18 protein-coding genes and 1 pseudogene are annotated in these 16,954 nt (G+C 70.5%); 16 read left to right on the top strand and 3 right to left on the bottom strand.

Going from position 1 to position 16,954, the window contains the following annotated elements:
- Window positions 1-89: 89 nt before the first annotated feature.
- Complete coding sequence (locus SACE_RS30235) at window positions 90-482, bottom strand: hypothetical protein (RefSeq protein WP_011875003.1); 393 nt, start codon at window positions 480-482, stop codon at window positions 90-92.
- Window positions 483-739: 257 nt separating this feature from the next.
- Between SACE_RS30235 and rpmE the strand changes: the two genes are divergently transcribed.
- The 3 genes from rpmE to prmC all read left to right on the top strand — a co-directional run bounded on the left by rpmE (window position 740) and on the right by prmC (window position 3,060).
- On the top strand, window positions 740-952 hold the full coding sequence (gene rpmE, locus SACE_RS30230; RefSeq protein WP_011875002.1) for a 50S ribosomal protein L31: 213 nt from the start codon (window positions 740-742) through the stop codon (window positions 950-952).
- Between the two features lie 97 nt (window positions 953-1,049).
- The gene (gene prfA, locus SACE_RS30225; RefSeq protein WP_009948463.1) at window positions 1,050-2,123 is read left to right on the top strand and encodes a peptide chain release factor 1; all 1,074 of its coding nucleotides are present in this window, start codon (window positions 1,050-1,052) and stop codon (window positions 2,121-2,123) included.
- A gap of 61 nt (window positions 2,124-2,184) precedes the next feature.
- Window positions 2,185-3,060, top strand: coding sequence for a peptide chain release factor N(5)-glutamine methyltransferase (prmC, locus tag SACE_RS30220; protein ID WP_009948464.1), 876 nt, complete (start codon window positions 2,185-2,187; stop codon window positions 3,058-3,060).
- Window positions 3,061-3,199: 139 nt separating this feature from the next.
- Here the strand turns inward: prmC and SACE_RS30215 are convergent, their stop codons facing one another.
- Complete coding sequence (locus SACE_RS30215; protein WP_009948466.1) at window positions 3,200-4,069, bottom strand: alpha/beta fold hydrolase; 870 nt, start codon at window positions 4,067-4,069, stop codon at window positions 3,200-3,202.
- Between the two features lie 283 nt (window positions 4,070-4,352).
- Here SACE_RS30215 and SACE_RS30210 point away from each other — a divergent pair, with 283 nt between their 5' ends.
- The 13 genes and pseudogenes from SACE_RS30210 to SACE_RS30150 all read left to right on the top strand — a co-directional run bounded on the left by SACE_RS30210 (window position 4,353) and on the right by SACE_RS30150 (window position 15,974).
- A complete protein-coding gene (locus tag SACE_RS30210; RefSeq protein WP_009948468.1) occupies window positions 4,353-5,003 on the top strand; it encodes an L-threonylcarbamoyladenylate synthase in 651 nt (216 codons plus the stop codon).
- A gap of 274 nt (window positions 5,004-5,277) precedes the next feature.
- Entirely contained in the window at window positions 5,278-6,462 is a 1,185-nt protein-coding gene (locus tag SACE_RS30205; protein ID WP_009948469.1) for a glycosyltransferase family 4 protein, read from the top strand.
- Entirely contained in the window at window positions 6,462-6,923 is a 462-nt protein-coding gene (locus tag SACE_RS30200) for a Cg1360 family ATP-synthase-associated protein (RefSeq protein ID WP_009948470.1), read from the top strand. Before SACE_RS30205 ends, SACE_RS30200 begins: the two co-directional genes overlap by 1 nt.
- A 245-nt stretch (window positions 6,924-7,168) precedes the next feature.
- Complete coding sequence (atpB, locus tag SACE_RS30195) at window positions 7,169-7,948, top strand: F0F1 ATP synthase subunit A (protein ID WP_009948471.1); 780 nt, start codon at window positions 7,169-7,171, stop codon at window positions 7,946-7,948.
- Window positions 7,949-8,006: 58 nt separating this feature from the next.
- A complete protein-coding gene (locus SACE_RS30190; protein ID WP_009948472.1) occupies window positions 8,007-8,273 on the top strand; it encodes an ATP synthase subunit c family protein in 267 nt (88 codons plus the stop codon).
- A gap of 31 nt (window positions 8,274-8,304) precedes the next feature.
- Window positions 8,305-8,856, top strand: coding sequence for a F0F1 ATP synthase subunit B (locus tag SACE_RS30185; RefSeq protein WP_009948474.1), 552 nt, complete (start codon window positions 8,305-8,307; stop codon window positions 8,854-8,856).
- Between the two features lie 20 nt (window positions 8,857-8,876).
- On the top strand, window positions 8,877-9,704 hold the full coding sequence (locus tag SACE_RS30180) for a F0F1 ATP synthase subunit delta (protein WP_009948476.1): 828 nt from the start codon (window positions 8,877-8,879) through the stop codon (window positions 9,702-9,704).
- Window positions 9,705-9,772: 68 nt separating this feature from the next.
- Window positions 9,773-11,419: a F0F1 ATP synthase subunit alpha gene (gene atpA, locus SACE_RS30175; protein WP_009948478.1), complete on the top strand. Its 1,647-nt coding sequence runs from the start codon at window positions 9,773-9,775 to the stop codon at window positions 11,417-11,419.
- 11 nt (window positions 11,420-11,430) lie between these two features.
- A complete protein-coding gene (locus SACE_RS30170; protein WP_009948479.1) occupies window positions 11,431-12,357 on the top strand; it encodes a F0F1 ATP synthase subunit gamma in 927 nt (308 codons plus the stop codon).
- A 23-nt stretch (window positions 12,358-12,380) separates the two neighbouring features.
- A pseudogene (atpD, locus tag SACE_RS30165) lies at window positions 12,381-13,793 on the top strand (F0F1 ATP synthase subunit beta); the annotation flags it as partial.
- Window positions 13,794-13,996: 203 nt separating this feature from the next.
- Window positions 13,997-14,362, top strand: a complete 366-nt coding sequence (locus SACE_RS30160; RefSeq protein WP_009948481.1) for a F0F1 ATP synthase subunit epsilon — start codon at window positions 13,997-13,999, stop codon at window positions 14,360-14,362.
- Between the two features lie 12 nt (window positions 14,363-14,374).
- Window positions 14,375-14,818 carry a DUF2550 domain-containing protein gene (locus SACE_RS30155; RefSeq protein WP_009948482.1) on the top strand — a complete coding sequence of 148 codons (444 nt, stop codon included), beginning with the start codon at window positions 14,375-14,377 and terminating at the stop codon, window positions 14,816-14,818.
- A 115-nt stretch (window positions 14,819-14,933) separates the two neighbouring features.
- Entirely contained in the window at window positions 14,934-15,974 is a 1,041-nt protein-coding gene (locus SACE_RS30150; RefSeq protein WP_009948483.1) for a hypothetical protein, read from the top strand.
- Window positions 15,975-15,977: 3 nt separating this feature from the next.
- On the opposite strand, the gene SACE_RS30145 is transcribed toward SACE_RS30150, so the two are convergent.
- Entirely contained in the window at window positions 15,978-16,895 is a 918-nt protein-coding gene (locus tag SACE_RS30145) for a LysR family transcriptional regulator (RefSeq protein ID WP_009948484.1), read from the bottom strand.
- Window positions 16,896-16,954 lie beyond the last annotated feature (59 nt).

The raw sequence follows: 16,954 nt of genomic DNA, 5'->3' as shown, positions 1-16,954 counted from the left end.
TGCGGGCCCTTCCGCTTCATGACGCGGAGCACACATCCCCCGGCGGAAGGTCGCCGGATCGGGGTGCCTGCGTGCGGGCGCGGTGTCGGTCAGGGGCAGGCGACCGGGCGGGCGGCGCTGCGGACGAGCACCACGATCAGCAGGGTCGCGGCGGGCGGTCCGATGACCAGCGCGGCGACCAGGGGCACCCGCACGGCGTCGGCGGCCAGGCCCCCGAGCAGCACGGCCAGCGGGTAGCCGAACCGGAGCCAGCGGCGCTGCCAGGCCGCGCTCCAGCCGACCTGACCGCTGCTCAGCAGCGTCAGCGCACCGGCGAACCCGCAGAGGACGGGCACCGAGGCCGTCACGTCCTGGAACAGGCCGGGCGAGGGGCTGACCAGCACCTCGAACAGGGCGGCGATGCCGACCGCGCTGCCGAGGAACAGCAGCGGCAGTAGAACCCACGTCTTCACCGTGAGTTTGCCGAGGGCGGAGCAGAGCATCACGCGTAGAGGATGCGTCGGCGGCGCGGAGTGCGCACCACCTGCCCATGCTTCACTCGACGGGCGGTCACTCCTACGCGCCGGGCGGCGTGTTCGGCGGGCCGAACGGCAACCGGGTGCGCCGGGAATATCCGGGGAGGGCCCCTGCGTTGCAGGTCAGCAGCCTTCGTCTGGCAGAATGCAAGGTTGGTTCCGGCACCGGTTCACCGCGCGGCGCGGCCGCGTGGACCCGGCGGCCACGATGAGAGGACAAGGCGTTGAAGTCTGGTATTCACCCCGAGTACGTGACCACCCAGGTCAACTGCGGTTGTGGCAACTCCTTCACCACGCGCAGCACCCGCACCAGCGGCCAGATCACCGTCGAGATCTGCTCCAACTGCCACCCGTTCTACACGGGCAAGCAGAAGATCCTCGACACCGGTGGCCGCGTCGCCCGCTTCGAGGCCCGTTACGGCCGCCGCAAGAAGTAGCCGAGCCGACGGCGCCCGTCACCGCGTTGCGCGGGGCGGGCGCCGCGTCGTGTTCGCAGTGCCGTCCGGTCGTTCGCACCAGTGAAGAGGGTCGCCAGTGGAGACGTCCAAGCTCGATGGTCTGCTCGCCGAGTACGCGGAGTTGGAGCGGCGGCTGGCCGATCCCGAGGTGCACGCCGACCAGGCGGGTGCCCGCAAGCTGGGGCGCCGCTACGCCGAGCTGACCCCGGTCGTGCGCTGCTCCAAGGAGCTCGACCAGGCCCGCTCGGACCTGGCCACCGCCCGTGAGCTGGCCGACGAGGACCCGGCCTTCGCCGAGGAGGCCGAGTCGCTGGCCGAGTCGGTGCCCGCGCTGGAGGCCAAGCTCACCGAGCTGCTGCTGCCGCGCGACCCGCACGACGCCTCCGACGTGCTGCTGGAGGTCAAGTCCGGCGAGGGCGGCGAGGAGTCCGCGCTGTTCGCGGGCGACCTGCTGCGGATGTACCTGCGCTTCGCCGAGCGGCAGGGCTGGCGCACCGAGATCCTGGACGCCACCGAGTCCGACCTCGGCGGCTACAAGGACGCGACGGTGGCGGTCAAGACCAAGGCAGGCGACACCGGTCCCGACGGCGTCTGGTCGAAGCTGAAGTTCGAGGGCGGCGTGCACCGCGTCCAGCGGGTGCCGGTCACCGAGTCGCAGGGCCGCGTGCACACCTCGGCCGCCGGTGTCCTGGTCTACCCGGAGCCGGAGGAGGTCGAGGTCGAGGTCGACGAGAAGGACCTGCGCATCGACGTCTACCGCTCGTCCGGGCCCGGCGGGCAGAGCGTGAACACCACCGACTCGGCGGTGCGCATCACCCACCTTCCGACCGGCATCGTGGTGTCCTGCCAGAACGAGAAGTCGCAGCTGCAGAACAAGATCCGCGCGATCCAGGTGCTGCGCGCCCGCCTGCAGGCGCTGGCCGAGGAGGAGGCCGAGCGCGAGGCGTCCGAGACGCGCCGCAGCCAGGTGCGCACGGTGGACCGCTCCGAGCGCATCCGCACCTACAACTTCCCCGAGAACCGGATCTCCGACCACCGGGTGAACTACAAGGCCTACAACCTCGACCAGGTCCTCGACGGCGACCTGGACGGCGTGCTCGGCGCGCTCGTGGCGGCCGACCGCCAGGAGCGGCTGGCCACCGCCGAGTGATCGGGCTCGCAGTGCGCTCGCTTCAGCGGATTCCGGCCGCGTGCGCCTTAAGCTTGCTGACGTGACCCGACAGCCCCTGCGCCTGGCCATCCTCGAAGCGGAGCGCGTGCTCGCCGCCGCTGGTGTGGCGAGCCCGCGTACCGACGCCGAACTGCTGGCCGCGCACTTGCTCGGCGTCGAGCGGACGAAGCTGATGATGGTGCCGCTGGTGGACCCGCCGGTGGTGCGCGAGCTGGAGGAACTGGTGCGCCGGCGCGCCAAGCGCGTCCCGCTCCAGCACCTGACGGGCACGGCGCACCTGGGTGGCGTCACGCTCAACGTGGGCCCGGGGGTGTTCGTCCCGCGCCCGGAGACCGAGCTGCTGCTCGCCTGGGGGCTGGCCCTGCTGGAGGGCGTGGAGTCCCCGACGGTGGTCGACCTGTGCAGCGGGTCCGGCGCGCTCGCGCTCGCGGTGGCCCACGCCCGTCCGGATGCCGCGGTCTACGCGGTCGAGGTCGGGCCCGCCGCGCTGTCCTGGGTGCGGCGCAACGCCGACCAGCAGGTCGCGGCCGGTGACACGCCGATCCGGCTCTACGCCGGGGACGTGACCGACCCGACGCTGCTGATGGATCTCGACGGCACGGTCGACCTGGTCCTGTGCAACCCGCCGTACGTGCCGGAAGGCACCCCGGTGCCGCCGGAGGTCCGCGACCACGACCCGCACGAGGCCGTCTTCGGCGGCCGCGACGGCCTGGACGTCGTCCGCCACGTCGTCGGCTGCGCGGCCCGCCTGCTGCGGCCGGGTGGCGGGGTGGCCATCGAGCACGACGACACCCACGGCGGCTCGGTGCCCGCGCTGCTGTCGGCGCGGCGCGTGCTCACCGACGTCGAGGACCACACCGACCTCGCGGGCAGGCCCCGGTTCGCCACCGCGCGGCGGGCGCAGCCGCAGTCCTAGTGCCTGTCTTCGAACTCACCTTGCGTGGCGGTGTGGGTGGCGGAACCTCAGGCGTCCTCCGGCTTTTCTGACGTGTCGCCGCCGCGCCGGGTCGCCCGGCGCGGCAGTCCACCGTGTCATGTCCACATAGGACGACCGACTACGGGTGGGCGTTGACGAACTCCCGCAACAGCGCGTTGAACTCGTTGGGCTTCTCGCGGCTCGGCCAGTGCCCGGCGTCGGCGATCCACCGGAACATCGCGCCCGGGATGGCCCTGGCGGCCTCCTGCGACGCCGGCATCGGCACGATCCCGTCCTTCTCGCCGTGGATGACCATGGTGGGGCAGCGGATGCGGTCCAGGTGCGGCAGGTGGTTGATCCGCATCGAGCGCCGGTCGATCGCACCGTGCTGCCAGTCGGAGAACACCGTGCCCCTGCTGCGCACCTCCGCCCGCACCTCGTCCAGGATCGACTCCAGGTCCGCGGCCGGCTGACTCCCCGTGAAAGTGCTGCGGGTCATGACCCACCTGGTCAGCGCGCTGCTCATGCCCATCGCCCTGGCCCACAGCATCCCCGGGAAGCGCAGCTTGACCAGCAGGTAGGTGAGCAGGTGCCGGTCCAGCCGCGCCTGCATGCCCGTCGGGGCGGCCAGCACCAGACCGCGCACCCGCTGCGGGTGGCGCAGCGCGAAGCCGGTCGCGATGCTGCCGCCCATCGACATCCCCACCACCGTCGCGTCGGGGACCCGCCACGCGTCGAGCAGCCAGCGCAGCGCCTCCTCGCAGGTACGCTGGTCGGCGCGCCCATGCCACGGGCGGCTGCCGCCCTGGCCGGGCAGGTCCGGTACGAACACGGTGTGGTCGACGGCGAGCACCGGGACGGTGTGCCGCCAGCTCAGCATGCCGTTGTCCACGCCCCCGCCGTGCAGCAGGACGATCGCGGGGCCGGAGCCGCCCGCCCGGTGGAATCGGATCTTCCCCGCGGGGAACTCGATGTGATCGGTCTCGACACCCTGCGGCAGGGCGGTCATGATTCGCTCCTCGGCTGGCTCGGTCTAGTGCGGGCGGCGTGTCTCGCGGGCGGTGGCGGTGCTGCGGACCGGCGCGCCCGGGATGTCAGACGTTCCGGACGGCGTCGGCGTTGTCGCCCCGGAAGCGGTGATGCCCGAGCCGCCGGTACGGGCAGGTCCTCGCCCGGTCGGCACGGCACACCTTTGCGATCTTGTCCGGGGTTCTCGTCGTTACCGGCGTGCGCGATCGATTCTCCCCCGCACCACATGCGGGCGCCGCGGTTGCGCGTGCCAGGATCGTGGGGTGAGCACCGTCTATGACTGCAGTCGCCCGGACAGCCGGGAATCCGGGCTCGCCGCCGCCGCGAACGCGGTTCGCGCGGGCGGCCTGGTCGTGTTGCCCACCGACACCGTCTACGGGATCGGCGCGGACGCCTTCGACTCCAACGCCGTGGCCTCGCTGCTGGCGGCGAAGGGCCGCGGGCCGGACATGCCGGTCCCGGTGCTGGTCGGCTCGTGGTCCACTGTGGATGGGCTGGTGATGTCCGTGCCGCAGCAGGCCCGCGCGCTGATCGAGGCGTTCTGGCCGGGCGGGCTGTCGATCGTGCTGCCGCAGGCGCCGTCGCTGTCCTGGGACCTCGGCAACACCCGCGGCACCGTCAACCTGCGGATGCCGCTGCACCCCGTCGCGCTCGACCTGCTGCGCGAGGTCGGTCCGATGGCGGTGTCCAGCGCCAACCGCACCGGGCATCCGCCGGCCTCGACCGCGACCGAGGCGCGCGAGCAGCTCGGCGACTCCGTCTCGGTCTACCTGGACGGCGGTCCCTCCGGCGAGCCGGTCGCCTCGACGATCGTCGACCTCACGCAGGCGCAGCCGAGGGTGCTGCGCGAGGGCGCGGTGGGCTTGGACGACCTGGCCGACGTGCTCGGCGTCGACGCCGAGTCGCTGCGCTGACGCGGCGGCCCGGCCGGTCGGCGGAGCGCGGCTGAACCTGAACGGGTGACACCCGGACGGGTGTGATGCGGGTGCCGCGGCGGTCCGCGGGCAACGGCGGAAACGATCTTCGCTGCTGCGGACCGGTGGGAACGCTGCCGCGGTTGGCCGATAGCGTTAGTGCCAGGATGCGCAACGTGAGCAGTGATGAGGAGCGTCAGGCTTGAACAGGTCGTTCTGGGGGCAGAACGTCGAACTTCCACGGGCCACTGATCCGCGAGGGTGATCCGCCGGTATGGACAACGCACCCGCATGGGCACCCGCCGGACTGCCGGCCCGTGAGTACCTGCTCGTCCTGCTCACCGCGGCGGCGGTGACGTTCCTGCTCACAGGACTCGTCCGGCTGCTGGCGATGAGGGTCGGCGCGGTCGCCTACCCGCGCAAGCGCGACGTGCACGTCAAGCCGATCCCGCGGATGGGCGGCGTGGCGATGTACGGCGGCGTGCTCGCCGCGATGTTCCTGGCCGACAACCTGCCTGCGCTGTCGAGGGGTTTCGACTACTCCAAGGACGCGGTCGCGGTGATCGTCGCGGGCGGGCTGATCGTGCTGGTCGGCGCCCTCGACGACCGCTTCGAGCTGGACTCGCTGACCAAGCTGGCCGGGCAGGTCACCGCCGCGGGCATCCTCGTGCTCTCGGGCGTGCAGTGGTACATGATCGGCGTGCCCTGGGGCGGCGGCGAGGACCAGCTCGGCCAGATCGTGGTGCTGGGCAGCAACCAGGGCCAGCTGCTCACCGTGCTGCTCATCGTGGCCATGGTCAACGCGATGAACTTCGTCGACGGGCTCGACGGCCTGGCCTCCGGCATCGGGCTCATCGCGGCCAGCGCCACCAGCGTCTTCTGCCTGGGGCTGCTGGCCAAGCACGGCGGCGACGTCACCGCCTACCCGCCCGCGCTGATCGCGGCCACCATCGCCGGCGCCTGCCTGGGCTTCCTGCCCTTCAACTTCCAGCCCGCCAAGATCTTCATGGGCGACTCCGGCTCGATGCTCATCGGCCTGATGCTGGCCACCGCCAGCACCACCGCTTCGGGCAAGCTCGACATCAACACCGCCGAGCTCAAGGACACCATCGCGCTGCTGTCGCCGCTGCTGGTCGTCGCGGCGGTGCTGTTCGTGCCGCTGCTGGACCTCAGCCTGGCCGTCGTCCGGCGCACCAGGGCGGGCAAGAGCCCGTTCCACGCCGACAAGATGCACCTGCACCACCGCCTGCTGGAGATCGGGCACTCGCAGCGGCGCGCGGTGCTGCTCATCTACCTGTGGGCGAGCGTGATCGCCTTCGGCGCGGTGTCGTTGACGCTGTTCAACGCGGTGGTCGTGGCCTGGGTCGTCGGCCTGGGGGTTCTGGTGGCGGCTATCATCTCGGTGGTCCCGCGGATGCGGGCCCGAGCCGCCGAGCGAGAGAGCCAGCGAGAGAGCTGATGGACCCAGCACAGCAGACCGACACCGCCGAGAAGGCGTCCACCGACCCGCACGGGGACTCGGTGCGCAGGCTCGCCGCGGCCATGCTGCGCACCGCACTGGTGCCCGGCGCGGTCACCGCCGTCCTCGGCGCGATCGTGGCGACCGTGCTGTTCGGGGTCTCCGGCCTGGTCAGCGCGCTGATCGGGGGCGTGGTGGCCTTCGGATCGTCGGTGCTCACCATCTGGCTCATGCGCACCACCGGTGGCATGAACCCGATGTTCGTGATGGTGGCGGCGCTCGGCGGCTACATCGGCAAGATGGTCGTGTTGCTGGTGGTGATGACGTTGCTCGGGTGGGTCGAAGGGATCCACCGCGAGTCGTTGGCGTTCACGATGCTGGCCACCATCATGGTGTGGGCCGGTGCCGAGGTCGTCGCGTTCAAGAGGACCAAGATCCCCACGATCGTGCCCAGCGACTGAGGTCGTGGGAGGGCTTCCGCTCCGCTGGGAGGGCGGTCCGCGGGAGCCGAAGTTACCGCTTGGTATTGTCCGGTGGGCCGCCGCCTTTCCTCGCGAAAGCGGCCGATCGGGTGCCAAGGGGCGCCCGTTCGCGCACGGGGTGGGGCCCCCGACGTGCCGGAACACCTATCAGGTACGTTAAGTGCAAATCGTGACGATTCCCCCGGCGGTGTGAAAGTCGACCGGGAGAACCGGAAGGAGCCCAGTTGGGCGCGCTGGTGCTGGCCGAGGGCGGAACGTTCGTACCGCCAGGGGCCGATAGTTTCGTTCTGCCGCCGATCTTCGGCGGGGTCACCAAACCGATGGTGCTGGTCGTGCTGTCGGCACTGATCGTCGGCGCGTACTTCGTGATCGCGACCCGCAACCTCAAGCTGGTGCCGGGCAAGGGCCAGTTCGTGGCCGAGTCGATCTACGACTTCAGCCGCAACAGCATCGCCAGGCAGCAGATCGGCGCGAAGGACTTCCGTCCGTTCGTCCCGCTGATCTTCGCGTTGTTCACCTTCATCCTGGTCAACAACATCTACGGGATCATCCCGCTGATCCAATTCCCCACGATGTCGCGCATCGGCTTCCCGATCGCCCTGTTCATCGTGGCCTACCTGGTGATCCACGCCGTCGGCTTCAAGCGGCACGGCTTCCTCGGCTACCTCAAGCACGTCATGTTCCCGCCCGGGGTGCCCAAGCCGATCTACATCCTGCTCTCGCCGATCGAGTTCTTCCAGAAGTTCATCGCCCAGCCCGTCGCGCTGGCGATCCGAGTGTTCGCCGCGATGTTCGCCGGACACCTCATCCTGCTGGTGTTCACCATCGGCGGTCAGTTCCTGCTCATGGAGGCGAGCGCGGCGCTGAAGCCGGTGTCCGTCGTCGCCTTCGCCTTCGCCATTGCCTTGACGTTTGTCGAGGCCTTGATCCAGGTGCTCCAGGCATACATCTTCGCGCTGCTCGTCGCCAACTTCATCGGCGCGGCGATGGCGCAGGAGCACTGAGTCCGACCAAGACCTCCGATCCGCGCCCTCAAGCGGACCGAGTTGAAAGGTAGTGAAAGTGAGCAACATCGTTCTCGCCCAGGCCGCCGAAGCCGCCGTGAACATCAACCCGGGTCTGGCCGCGATCGGCTACGGCCTCGGCGCCATCGGCCCGGGCATCGGTGTCGGTCTGATCTGGGCCGCCGTCATCAACGGCACCGCCCGCCAGCCGGAGGCCCAGGGCCAGCTCCAGGGCATCGCCTGGATCTCCTTCGTCCTCGTCGAGGTGCTGGCGCTGATCGGTCTGGTCGTCTACTTCATCGCTTCGGCCGGCGGCGCTGCCTGATTAACGGCTCTACGCGTTGGGAGACGTTGTGGTGAAGACGCAGATTTTGCTGGCTGCGGAAGGTGGGCACAACCCCATCATCCCGGAGCCGGTGGAGATCGTGGTCGGCCTTGTCGCCTTCCTGCTCCTGCTGTTCGTGCTCTGGAAGTACGCGGTCCCGCGCTTCGAGAAGGTCTACGAGGAGCGCAGCAAGCGGATCGAGGGCGGCATCGAGAAGGCCGAGGCCGCGCAGGCCGAGGCCCAGCGGACGCTGGAGCAGTACAGGTCCCAGCTCGCCGAGGCCAGGGCGGAGGCGGCCCGGATCCGCGACGACGCCCGCGCCGAGGGGCAGCAGATCGTGGAGGAGATGCGGGCCCAGGCGCAGGCCGAGTCCGAGCGGATCGTGTCCGCCGGCCAGTCCGCGCTGGCCGCGCAGCGGGCCCAGATCGTCGCCGAGCTGCGGGCCGACCTCGGCCGGCAGGCCGTCGACCTGGCCGGCCGCGTGGTCGGGGAGTCCCTGGAGGACGAGGCCCGTCGTCGCGGGACCGTCGACCGGTTCCTCGACGAGCTGGAGGCCGCTTCGGCTCCGGCGTCCAAGGCCTGATGAGTGAAAGGCGCTGAGAGTTGAGCACCCTCGTGAACGCCGCGAGCCGCGACGCGCTGGCAGCCACCGAGCTGCAGCTGCTGCAGGCCACCGACGGGGCCGCGGCCGCGGAGATCACCGGGCTCGCCGACGAGCTGTTCGGCGTGGCCGAGCTGCTGCGCCGGGAGGCCACTCTGCGGCGAGCGCTCGCCGACGCCTCGACGGACCCGCGGACCAGGGAGGACCTGGCCCGCGGGCTTCTGGCGGACAGGCTCGGCGGCCGCGCGCTGCCGGTCGTGGTGGAGGCGGTCCGGTCGCGCTGGTCGAGCGCGAAGGACCTGATCAGCGGCCTGGAGCGGTTGGCCCGCACCGCCCTGCTGGTGCAGGCTGAACGTGCCGGGCGGCTCGATGCGGTGGAGGACGAGCTGTTCCGCCTCGGTCGCATCATCGGTGGCCAGGTCGACCTGGAGCGCTTGCTGTCGGACCCGACCACGAGCGCCGAGGGCAAGGCGACCGTCGTCGACCAGCTCATCTCGGGCAAGGTCGAGGAGGTCACCCAGAGCCTGGTCCGCCAGCTCGTCACGCACCCCCAGGGCCGCGTGAGCGACGGGCTGGAGGAGCTCGCGGAGCTGTCGGCAAAGCGCCGGGAGCGTTCCGTCGCGCACGTCCGGTCCGCGACCCCGCTCAGCGAGGAGCAGCAGCAGCGGCTGGCAAGCACGCTGCAGCGGATCTACTCCCGCCCGATCGCGCTCCACCTCGAGGTGGACCCCGATCTCGGCGGCGGGCTGCTGGTCCGCGTCGGTGACGAGATCATCGACGGCAGCGTCGCGGGACGCCTGCAGTCCCTGCGCCGCGACCTCGCCGACTAGGGCCGTCCCAGACGGCACGCCCGAACCCGAACTCCCTTCCAAGAACGAACCGAGAGCAGGAACGAGACATGGCGGAGCTGACGATCTCGTCGGACGAGATCCGCAGTGCGATCGAGAAGTACGTCTCCAGCTACTCCCCGGAGGTCAGCCGCGAGGAGGTCGGAGTCGTCACCGATACCGGTGACGGCATCGCCCATGTCGAGGGCCTGCCTTCGGTCATGACCGAGGAGCTGCTGGAGTTCCCCGGCGGCATCTACGGCGTCGCGATGAACCTGGAGGCCCAGGAAGTCGGCGCGGTCATCCTGGGTGAGTCGGACAAGATCGAGGAGGGCCAGGAGGTCCGCCGGACCGGCAAGGTGCTGTCGGTCCCGGTGGGCGACGACTTCCTCGGTCGCGTGGTGAACCCGCTGGGTGAGCCCATCGACGGCCTGGGTGAGATCACGGCCGAGGAGAACCGCGCGCTGGAGCTGCAGGCCGCGACGGTCGTGCAGCGCCAGGGCGTCTCCGAGCCGATGCAGACCGGCATCAAGGCCATCGACTCCATGACGCCGATCGGCCGTGGGCAGCGGCAGCTGCTCATCGGTGACCGCAAGACCGGCAAGACCACGGTCGCGGTCGACACGATCATCAACCAGAAGGGCAACTGGGAGAGCGGCGACCCGCAGAAGCAGGTCCGCTGCATCTACGTCGCGATCGGCCAGAAGGGCTCCACGATCGCCGGCGTGAAGCGCTCCCTGGAAGAGGCCGGTGCGCTGGAGTACACCACCATCGTCGCCGCCCCCGCCTCGGACTCGCCCGGTCTGAAGTGGCTGGCCCCCTACGCCGGTTCGGCCATCGGCCAGCACTGGATGTACCAGGGCAAGCACGTCCTGATCGTCTTCGACGACCTCACCAAGCAGGCCGAGGCCTACCGCGCGATCTCGCTGCTGCTGCGGCGCCCGCCGGGCCGCGAGGCCTACCCGGGTGACGTCTTCTACCTGCACTCCCGTCTGCTGGAGCGCTGCGCGAAGCTCTCCGACGAGATGGGCGCGGGTTCGATGACCGGTCTGCCGATCATCGAGACCAAGGCCAACGACGTGTCGGCCTACATCCCGACCAACGTCATCTCCATCACCGACGGCCAGTGCTTCCTGCAGTCGGACCTGTTCAACTCGGGTCAGCGCCCGGCCATCGACGTCGGTATCTCGGTGTCCCGAGTCGGTGGTTCGGCGCAGATCAACGCGATCCGCAAGGTGACCGGTTCGCTCAAGATCGACCTGGCGCAGTTCCGCGAGCTGGAGGCGTTCTCCGCCTTCGCCTCCGACCTCGACGCCACGTCGAAGGCACAGCTCGACCGCGGTGCCCGCCTGATGGAGGTCCTCAAGCAGGGCCAGGGCGAGCCGCTGCCGGTCGAGGAGGAGGTCGTGTCGCTGTTCCTGGGCACCAAGGGCCACCTGGACTCGGTGCCGGTGGAGGACGTGCGGCGCTTCGAGTCGGAGTTCCTGGCCCACATGCGGCGCACCCACGACACCGTCCTCAAGGACATCGTGGAGACCAAGAAGCTCTCCGACGACGGCGCCAAGACGATCGCCGACACCGCCGAGGAGTTCAAGAAGCAGTTCACCACCTCCTCGGGTGAGTCGGCCGCGCCCAGCGAGCCCGAAGCCGAAGCCCTCGCCGCCGACGAGGTCGGGCAGGAGACCGTGAAGGTCAACCGCCCGGCCCCGAAGAAGTGACCGGATAGCTCATGGCTCAACTTCGGGAACTCCGGAACCGGATTCGGTCGGTCAAGTCGACCCGGAAGATCACCAAGGCGCAGGAGCTCATCGCTACCTCGCGCATCATGAAGGCGCAGGCCAGGGTGGAGGCTTCCCGTCCGTACGCGGACGAGATCACCAACGTCCTGACCGCGCTGGCCGACGCCAGCACGCTGGACCACCCGCTGCTGACCGAGCGCGAGAACCCCAAGCGGGCCGGCGTGCTGGTGGTCACCAGTGACCGCGGTTTCTGCGGCGGGTACAACGCCAACGTGCTGCGTGCGGCGGAGGAGCTGCAGACGCTGCTCCGCGAGCAGGGCAAGACCCCGGTGCTCTACGTGGTCGGGCGCAAGGGCGAGGCGTACTACCGCTTCCGCCAGCGGGAGATCGCCAAGAGCTGGACCGGGTTCACCGACCGGCCCGACTACAGCGACGCTGCCGACATCGGCGAGACCCTGGTCAAGGCCTTCCTGGCGGGCGCCGACGACTACCTGGACGATGGTGGCCCGGACGGTACGCTGGGTGTGGATGAACTGCACCTGGTGCACACCGAGTTCGTCTCCATGATCACCCAGAAGCCGTCGGTCAAGCGGGTCGCCCCGCTGGAGGTGGAGTACTCGGAGGAGCCGCAGAAGACCCTGCGCCCGGTCTACGACTTCGAACCGGACGCGGACACCCTCTTCAAGGCTCTGCTGCCGAAGTACATCAACACCCGCCTGTTCGCCGGGCTGCTGGACGCGGCGGCGTCGGAGCACGCGGCCCGCCGCACGGCCATGAAGTCGGCGACGGACAACGCGGACGAGATCATCCGCACGCTCAGCCGTGAGGCCAACCAGGCCCGCCAGGCCCAGATCACCCAGGAAATCAGCGAGATCGTCGGCGGTGTCGAGGCGCTCTCGTCAGCAGGAAGTGAGTGACATGACCGCAGACTGCCACTAGCACTGCTACTGGCACCGGCCGCGTCGTCCGGGTCCTCGGCCCGGTCGTGGACGTCGAGTTCCCGCGGGACCAGGTGCCTGACCTCTACAACGCCCTCACCGTGGAGATCACCGCCGAGGGCATGGCCAAGACCCTGACGCTCGAGGTCGCCCAGCACCTGGGTGACTCCGTGGTCCGGACGATCTCCATGCAGCCCACCCAGGGTCTGGTTCGCGGCGTCGCGGTCACCGACTCCGGTGCGGGCATCTCGGTGCCGGTCGGTGACGTGGTCAAGGGACACGTGTTCAACGCGCTGGGCCACTGCCTCGACGAGCCCGGCTACGGCTCGGACGCCGAGCGCTGGACCATCCACCGCAAGGCGCCGTCCTTCGACCAGCTCGAGGGCAAGACCGAGATGCTGGAGACCGGCATCAAGGTGATCGACCTGCTCACCCCGTACGTGCAGGGCGGCAAGATCGGTCTGTTCGGCGGTGCCGGTGTCGGCAAGACGGTGCTCATCCAGGAGATGATCCGCCGGGTCGCCAAGAACTTCGGTGGTACCTCGGTGTTCGCCGGTGTCGGTGAGCGCACCCGTGAGGGCAACGACCTGTGGGTGGAGATGGCGGAGTCCGGCGTTCTCGCCGACACCGCGCTGGTCTTCGGCCAGATGGACGAGCCCCCGGGCACCCGTATGCGGGTCGCGCTGTCGGCGCTGACGATGGCCGAGTACTTCCGCGACGTGCAGCAGCAGGACGTGCTGCTGTTCATCGACAACATCTTCCGGTTCACCCAGGCCGGCCAGGAGGTCTCGACCCTGCTGGGCCGGATGCCCTCCGCGGTGGGCTACCAGCCGACGCTGGCCGACGAGATGGGTGAGCTGCAGGAGCGGATCACCTCGACCCGCGGTCGTTCGATCACCTCGATGCAGGCGATCTACGTGCCCGCCGACGACTACACCGACCCGGCGCCGGCCACCACCTTCGCCCACCTGGACGCGACGACGGAGCTTTCCCGTCCGATCTCCCAGAAGGGCATCTACCCGGCGGTGGACCCGCTGGCCTCCAGCTCCACCATCCTCGACCCGGCCATCGTCGGCGAGGAGCACTACCGGGTGGCCCAGGAGGTCAAGCGGATCCTGCAGAAGTACAAGGAACTGCAGGACATCATCGCCATCCTCGGTATGGACGAGCTGTCCGAAGAGGACAAGGTGACGGTGCAGCGGGCGCGTCGCATCGAGCGCTACCTGTCGCAGAACTTCTTCGTGGCCAAGCAGTTCACCGGCCAGGAGGGGTCGTTCGTCCCGCTGAAGGAGACCATCGAGGCCTTCGACAAGCTCTGCAAGGGCGACTTCGACCACTTCCCGGAGCAGGCGTTCATGTCCATCGGTGGCCTGGACGACCTGGAGCAGGCGTACAAGAAGCTCACCGAGAAGTGAGCGGAGGTGGTGCCCGCGGCCGCTCGGCCGCGGGCACCACCGCATCGCCGGGTCGGGGTCCGAGGTGGGCCCCGGCCTTTTTTCGGCACGGCGGGGTGCACGCCCCGGTGCCGCGGCGCGGGCCCGGTCCGGGCCCGGCCGGTCACTACCGCCCGGCAGGCATTGGCTAGACTGCGGGCACACACCCGACAAAGGAGACGCGCGTGGCCAACATGTCCGTCCAATTGGTCGCTGTCGAGCGCCGCCTGTGGTCTGGTGAGGCGACCGCCGTGGTGGCGCAGACCACCGAGGGCGAGATCGGCATCCTTTCCGGGCACGAGCCGGTGCTGGGCCAGCTCGTCGAGGGTGGCGTCGTCAAGATCACGACCCCCGAGAAGGAGACCGTCACCGCGGCCGTGCACGGCGGCTTCCTGTCGGTCACCGCCGACGGTGTGAGCGTGCTCGCCGAGTCCGCGGAGCTGGCGGACGAGATCGACGTCGCGCAGGCCCGCGAGGACGTCAAGCGTGGTGATGAGCAGGCCAGGGCGCGAGCGCTGAGCCGACTGCGGGCGGCCGGACACTCGTCCTGACGGGCGCCGCGCATGGGGTCCCCGGTCGTGTGGTTCGCAGTCGTGGTCGGGCTGTTGCTCGCCGCGGCTCTGTGCGTCACGGCGCTGGCATGGCGTCGTCTGAAGCAGCTGCGCGCCGGGGGCATCGACGTCGCCCTGCGCATGCGCGAGGACGACCGGGGCAGGGGCTGGCACCTCGGTGTCGGCCACTACCGCGGTGAGGAGTTCGTCTGGTACCGGGTGCTGAGCCTGCGGTCGGGGCCGAACCTGGTGCTCAACCGCAGCGTGGTGGAGATCGCGCGCCGCCGGGACCCGTCGGTGGCCGAGGTCTACGCGATGCCGGCCGGGGCGACCGTGCTGGACCTCACCGGCCCGGGGCGGCACTTGGAGGTCGCCATGGGCGCCGACGCGCTGACGGGCTTCCTGTCGTGGCTGGAGTCGGCGCCGCCGGGGCGTTCGGTGCCGTGGGCGTCGTGAGCGGCTGGGGAGATTTCGCAGGGTCCCGTCAGGGGCCCTGTTTTCGTTTTGGGGGGCTTTGCCGCGGCCGGATTTTCGCGTGCGGCCGCGCGGGCGTCGTCGTTACCGTCGCGGCATGGGAGACGATCTCGCGCGAGAGCTGGTGTCGGGTGTCCGCGGCCGCCGGTTGTGCTGGGAGCTGCTCCAGGACCCGCTGTCGCGCACATCGGCGTGGACCGCGTTGCGGACGGGGCGGTCGCGGCCGGGTGACGAGGACCTGCTTTCCGAGCTGACGGCGTTCACGGCCGACTTCGACGCCCATGGCATCGCCGACCGGCTGTTCAGCGCGCTTGAAGAGTCGGTCGCCTGGGCCAGGTACTGGCAGGAACCGGACGAGATCGACCAGGGGCTCGCGTTGCCGGGCATGGACGTCGCCCTGCTCCCGGTCGCGCGGGAGGTGGCCGCGGCGGCTCCGCGCTGGTGGTCGGACGGCGTCGCCCTCCACGACCAGTGGCTCGTGGACCTTCGTGGTTCGGATCCAGGTGCGGCGCTGGACGGCAGTGCCGCGGGCAAGCTCGCGCAGTGGTGGGAGCACGCGGTCGAGTGGGAGCGGCAGTGGGAGGGCTACACCAGTGATCCGGGGGTGAACCTCAGCGGTTACTGGTGGTCGACTCCCAACCAGTCAGTGGTGGAGCTGCCCTCGACGACGCGGAAGCCGCCCGGCGGCGGTCCCGTCGGGCTGAGCCTGGTCGAGGACGGGATGGGGTGGACCTCGCTGCACTGCGCGCCGGTCGCGGTCCGCGGCGGGGCCCGGGTGTTCGAGGTCACGTGTCCGCGGGACTGGGCCGAGCTGGTGGCGCGCTACCCGATGGACGTGACCGCGTCCAGACGGCATGACTGGTGGCGGACGACGGGGGTCGCCGGCCGGTGGCTCCTGCCGGACTACGCCGCTGTCGGTCGCGACTACGACGCCGTGCACCTGACCGCGTGGGGCTACCTGACCACCGCGGGAGAGGCGTTGGAGGCCGGGGAGGCGGGCACGGTCCTCGCGGGCTGGAGCCCGGACGAGACCTATTGGCTGACCGACTGCCTCCAGTTGTCCGGCCCCACCGAGCACTGGACCCGGGATGAGGCCTACGACTCCCCGTGGGTACGGGCGGCCGGAGCGACGGACTAGCGGTCAGCCTCCGAAGCGCTCGGCCAGCTCCGCACACAGGTTCTCCAGCAGCCGCAGGCAGACCTCGGTGAGGGGAGCGTGGCCCGCGCTGGCCGGGACGACGGCGTGGATGCGCCGGAACAGGCCGGGCTCGGCCAGCGGCCGGTGCACGGTGCCGCTCGTGCCGGAGATCGCGAGCCTGGGGATGAAGGCCACCGCCACACCGGCCGACACGACCGCCTCGGCGACGGCGTAGGACTCCGACTCGAACGGGACGTTCGGCAGGAAGCCCTGGGCGCGCGTGGCCTCTTCGAGCTGCCGCCGGTTGGGCAGCGTGCGCGGCGCGGCCGCCCACGGCTCGTCGGCGAAGTCCGCCAGGCGCACCGCCGGGTGGTCGGCGAGCCGGTGGTCGGTGGGGAGCACGGCGTGGACGGGGTCGTCGATGAGCGGGGCCAGGCGCACGCCCGGGGGTGCGTCCAGCGGGGTCCCGTACTCGCCGACCAGCGCCAGGTCCAGCTCGTGGCTGCCGACCAGCGCCATGCCCTCCACCGGGCCCAGGTCGACGACCGACAGCTCGGCGTCGGGGTGGCGGTGCCTGAGGGCGGCGAGGACGTCGGGCAGCAGCGCGAGACCGGCCGTGGGGAAGGCGCCGAGCCGGAGGCGGTTGCGGTGCCGGTCGAGGTAGTCCGCCGTCTCCGCGTCGGCCCGGCGCACGGCGTCGGCGATGCGTTCGGCGTGGTCGGCGAGCCGGGTTCCCAGGGGCGTCAGGCGCGCGCCGTGCGGGAGGCGTTCGACCAGCTGCGCCCCGACCTCGGCTTCGAGGCGGGCGAGCTGCTGCGAGACGGCGGGCGGCGTCCGGCCCGTCTGCTCCGCCGCCCGCGTCACGCTCCCCTGCTCGCGGATCGCCAGCAGGACGAGGAGGCGGGACGGGTCGACGGCCATGAAGTATCACTTTAGGAGCCCGAAGGTTCGGTAAATGGATGTGAACGGCCGTCCGGGTG

Source organism: Saccharopolyspora erythraea NRRL 2338 (genome assembly GCF_000062885.1).
GTDB classification, from domain to species: domain Bacteria; phylum Actinomycetota; class Actinomycetes; order Mycobacteriales; family Pseudonocardiaceae; genus Saccharopolyspora_D; species Saccharopolyspora_D erythraea.
This window is presented reverse-complemented; position numbering and strand designations above follow the sequence as displayed.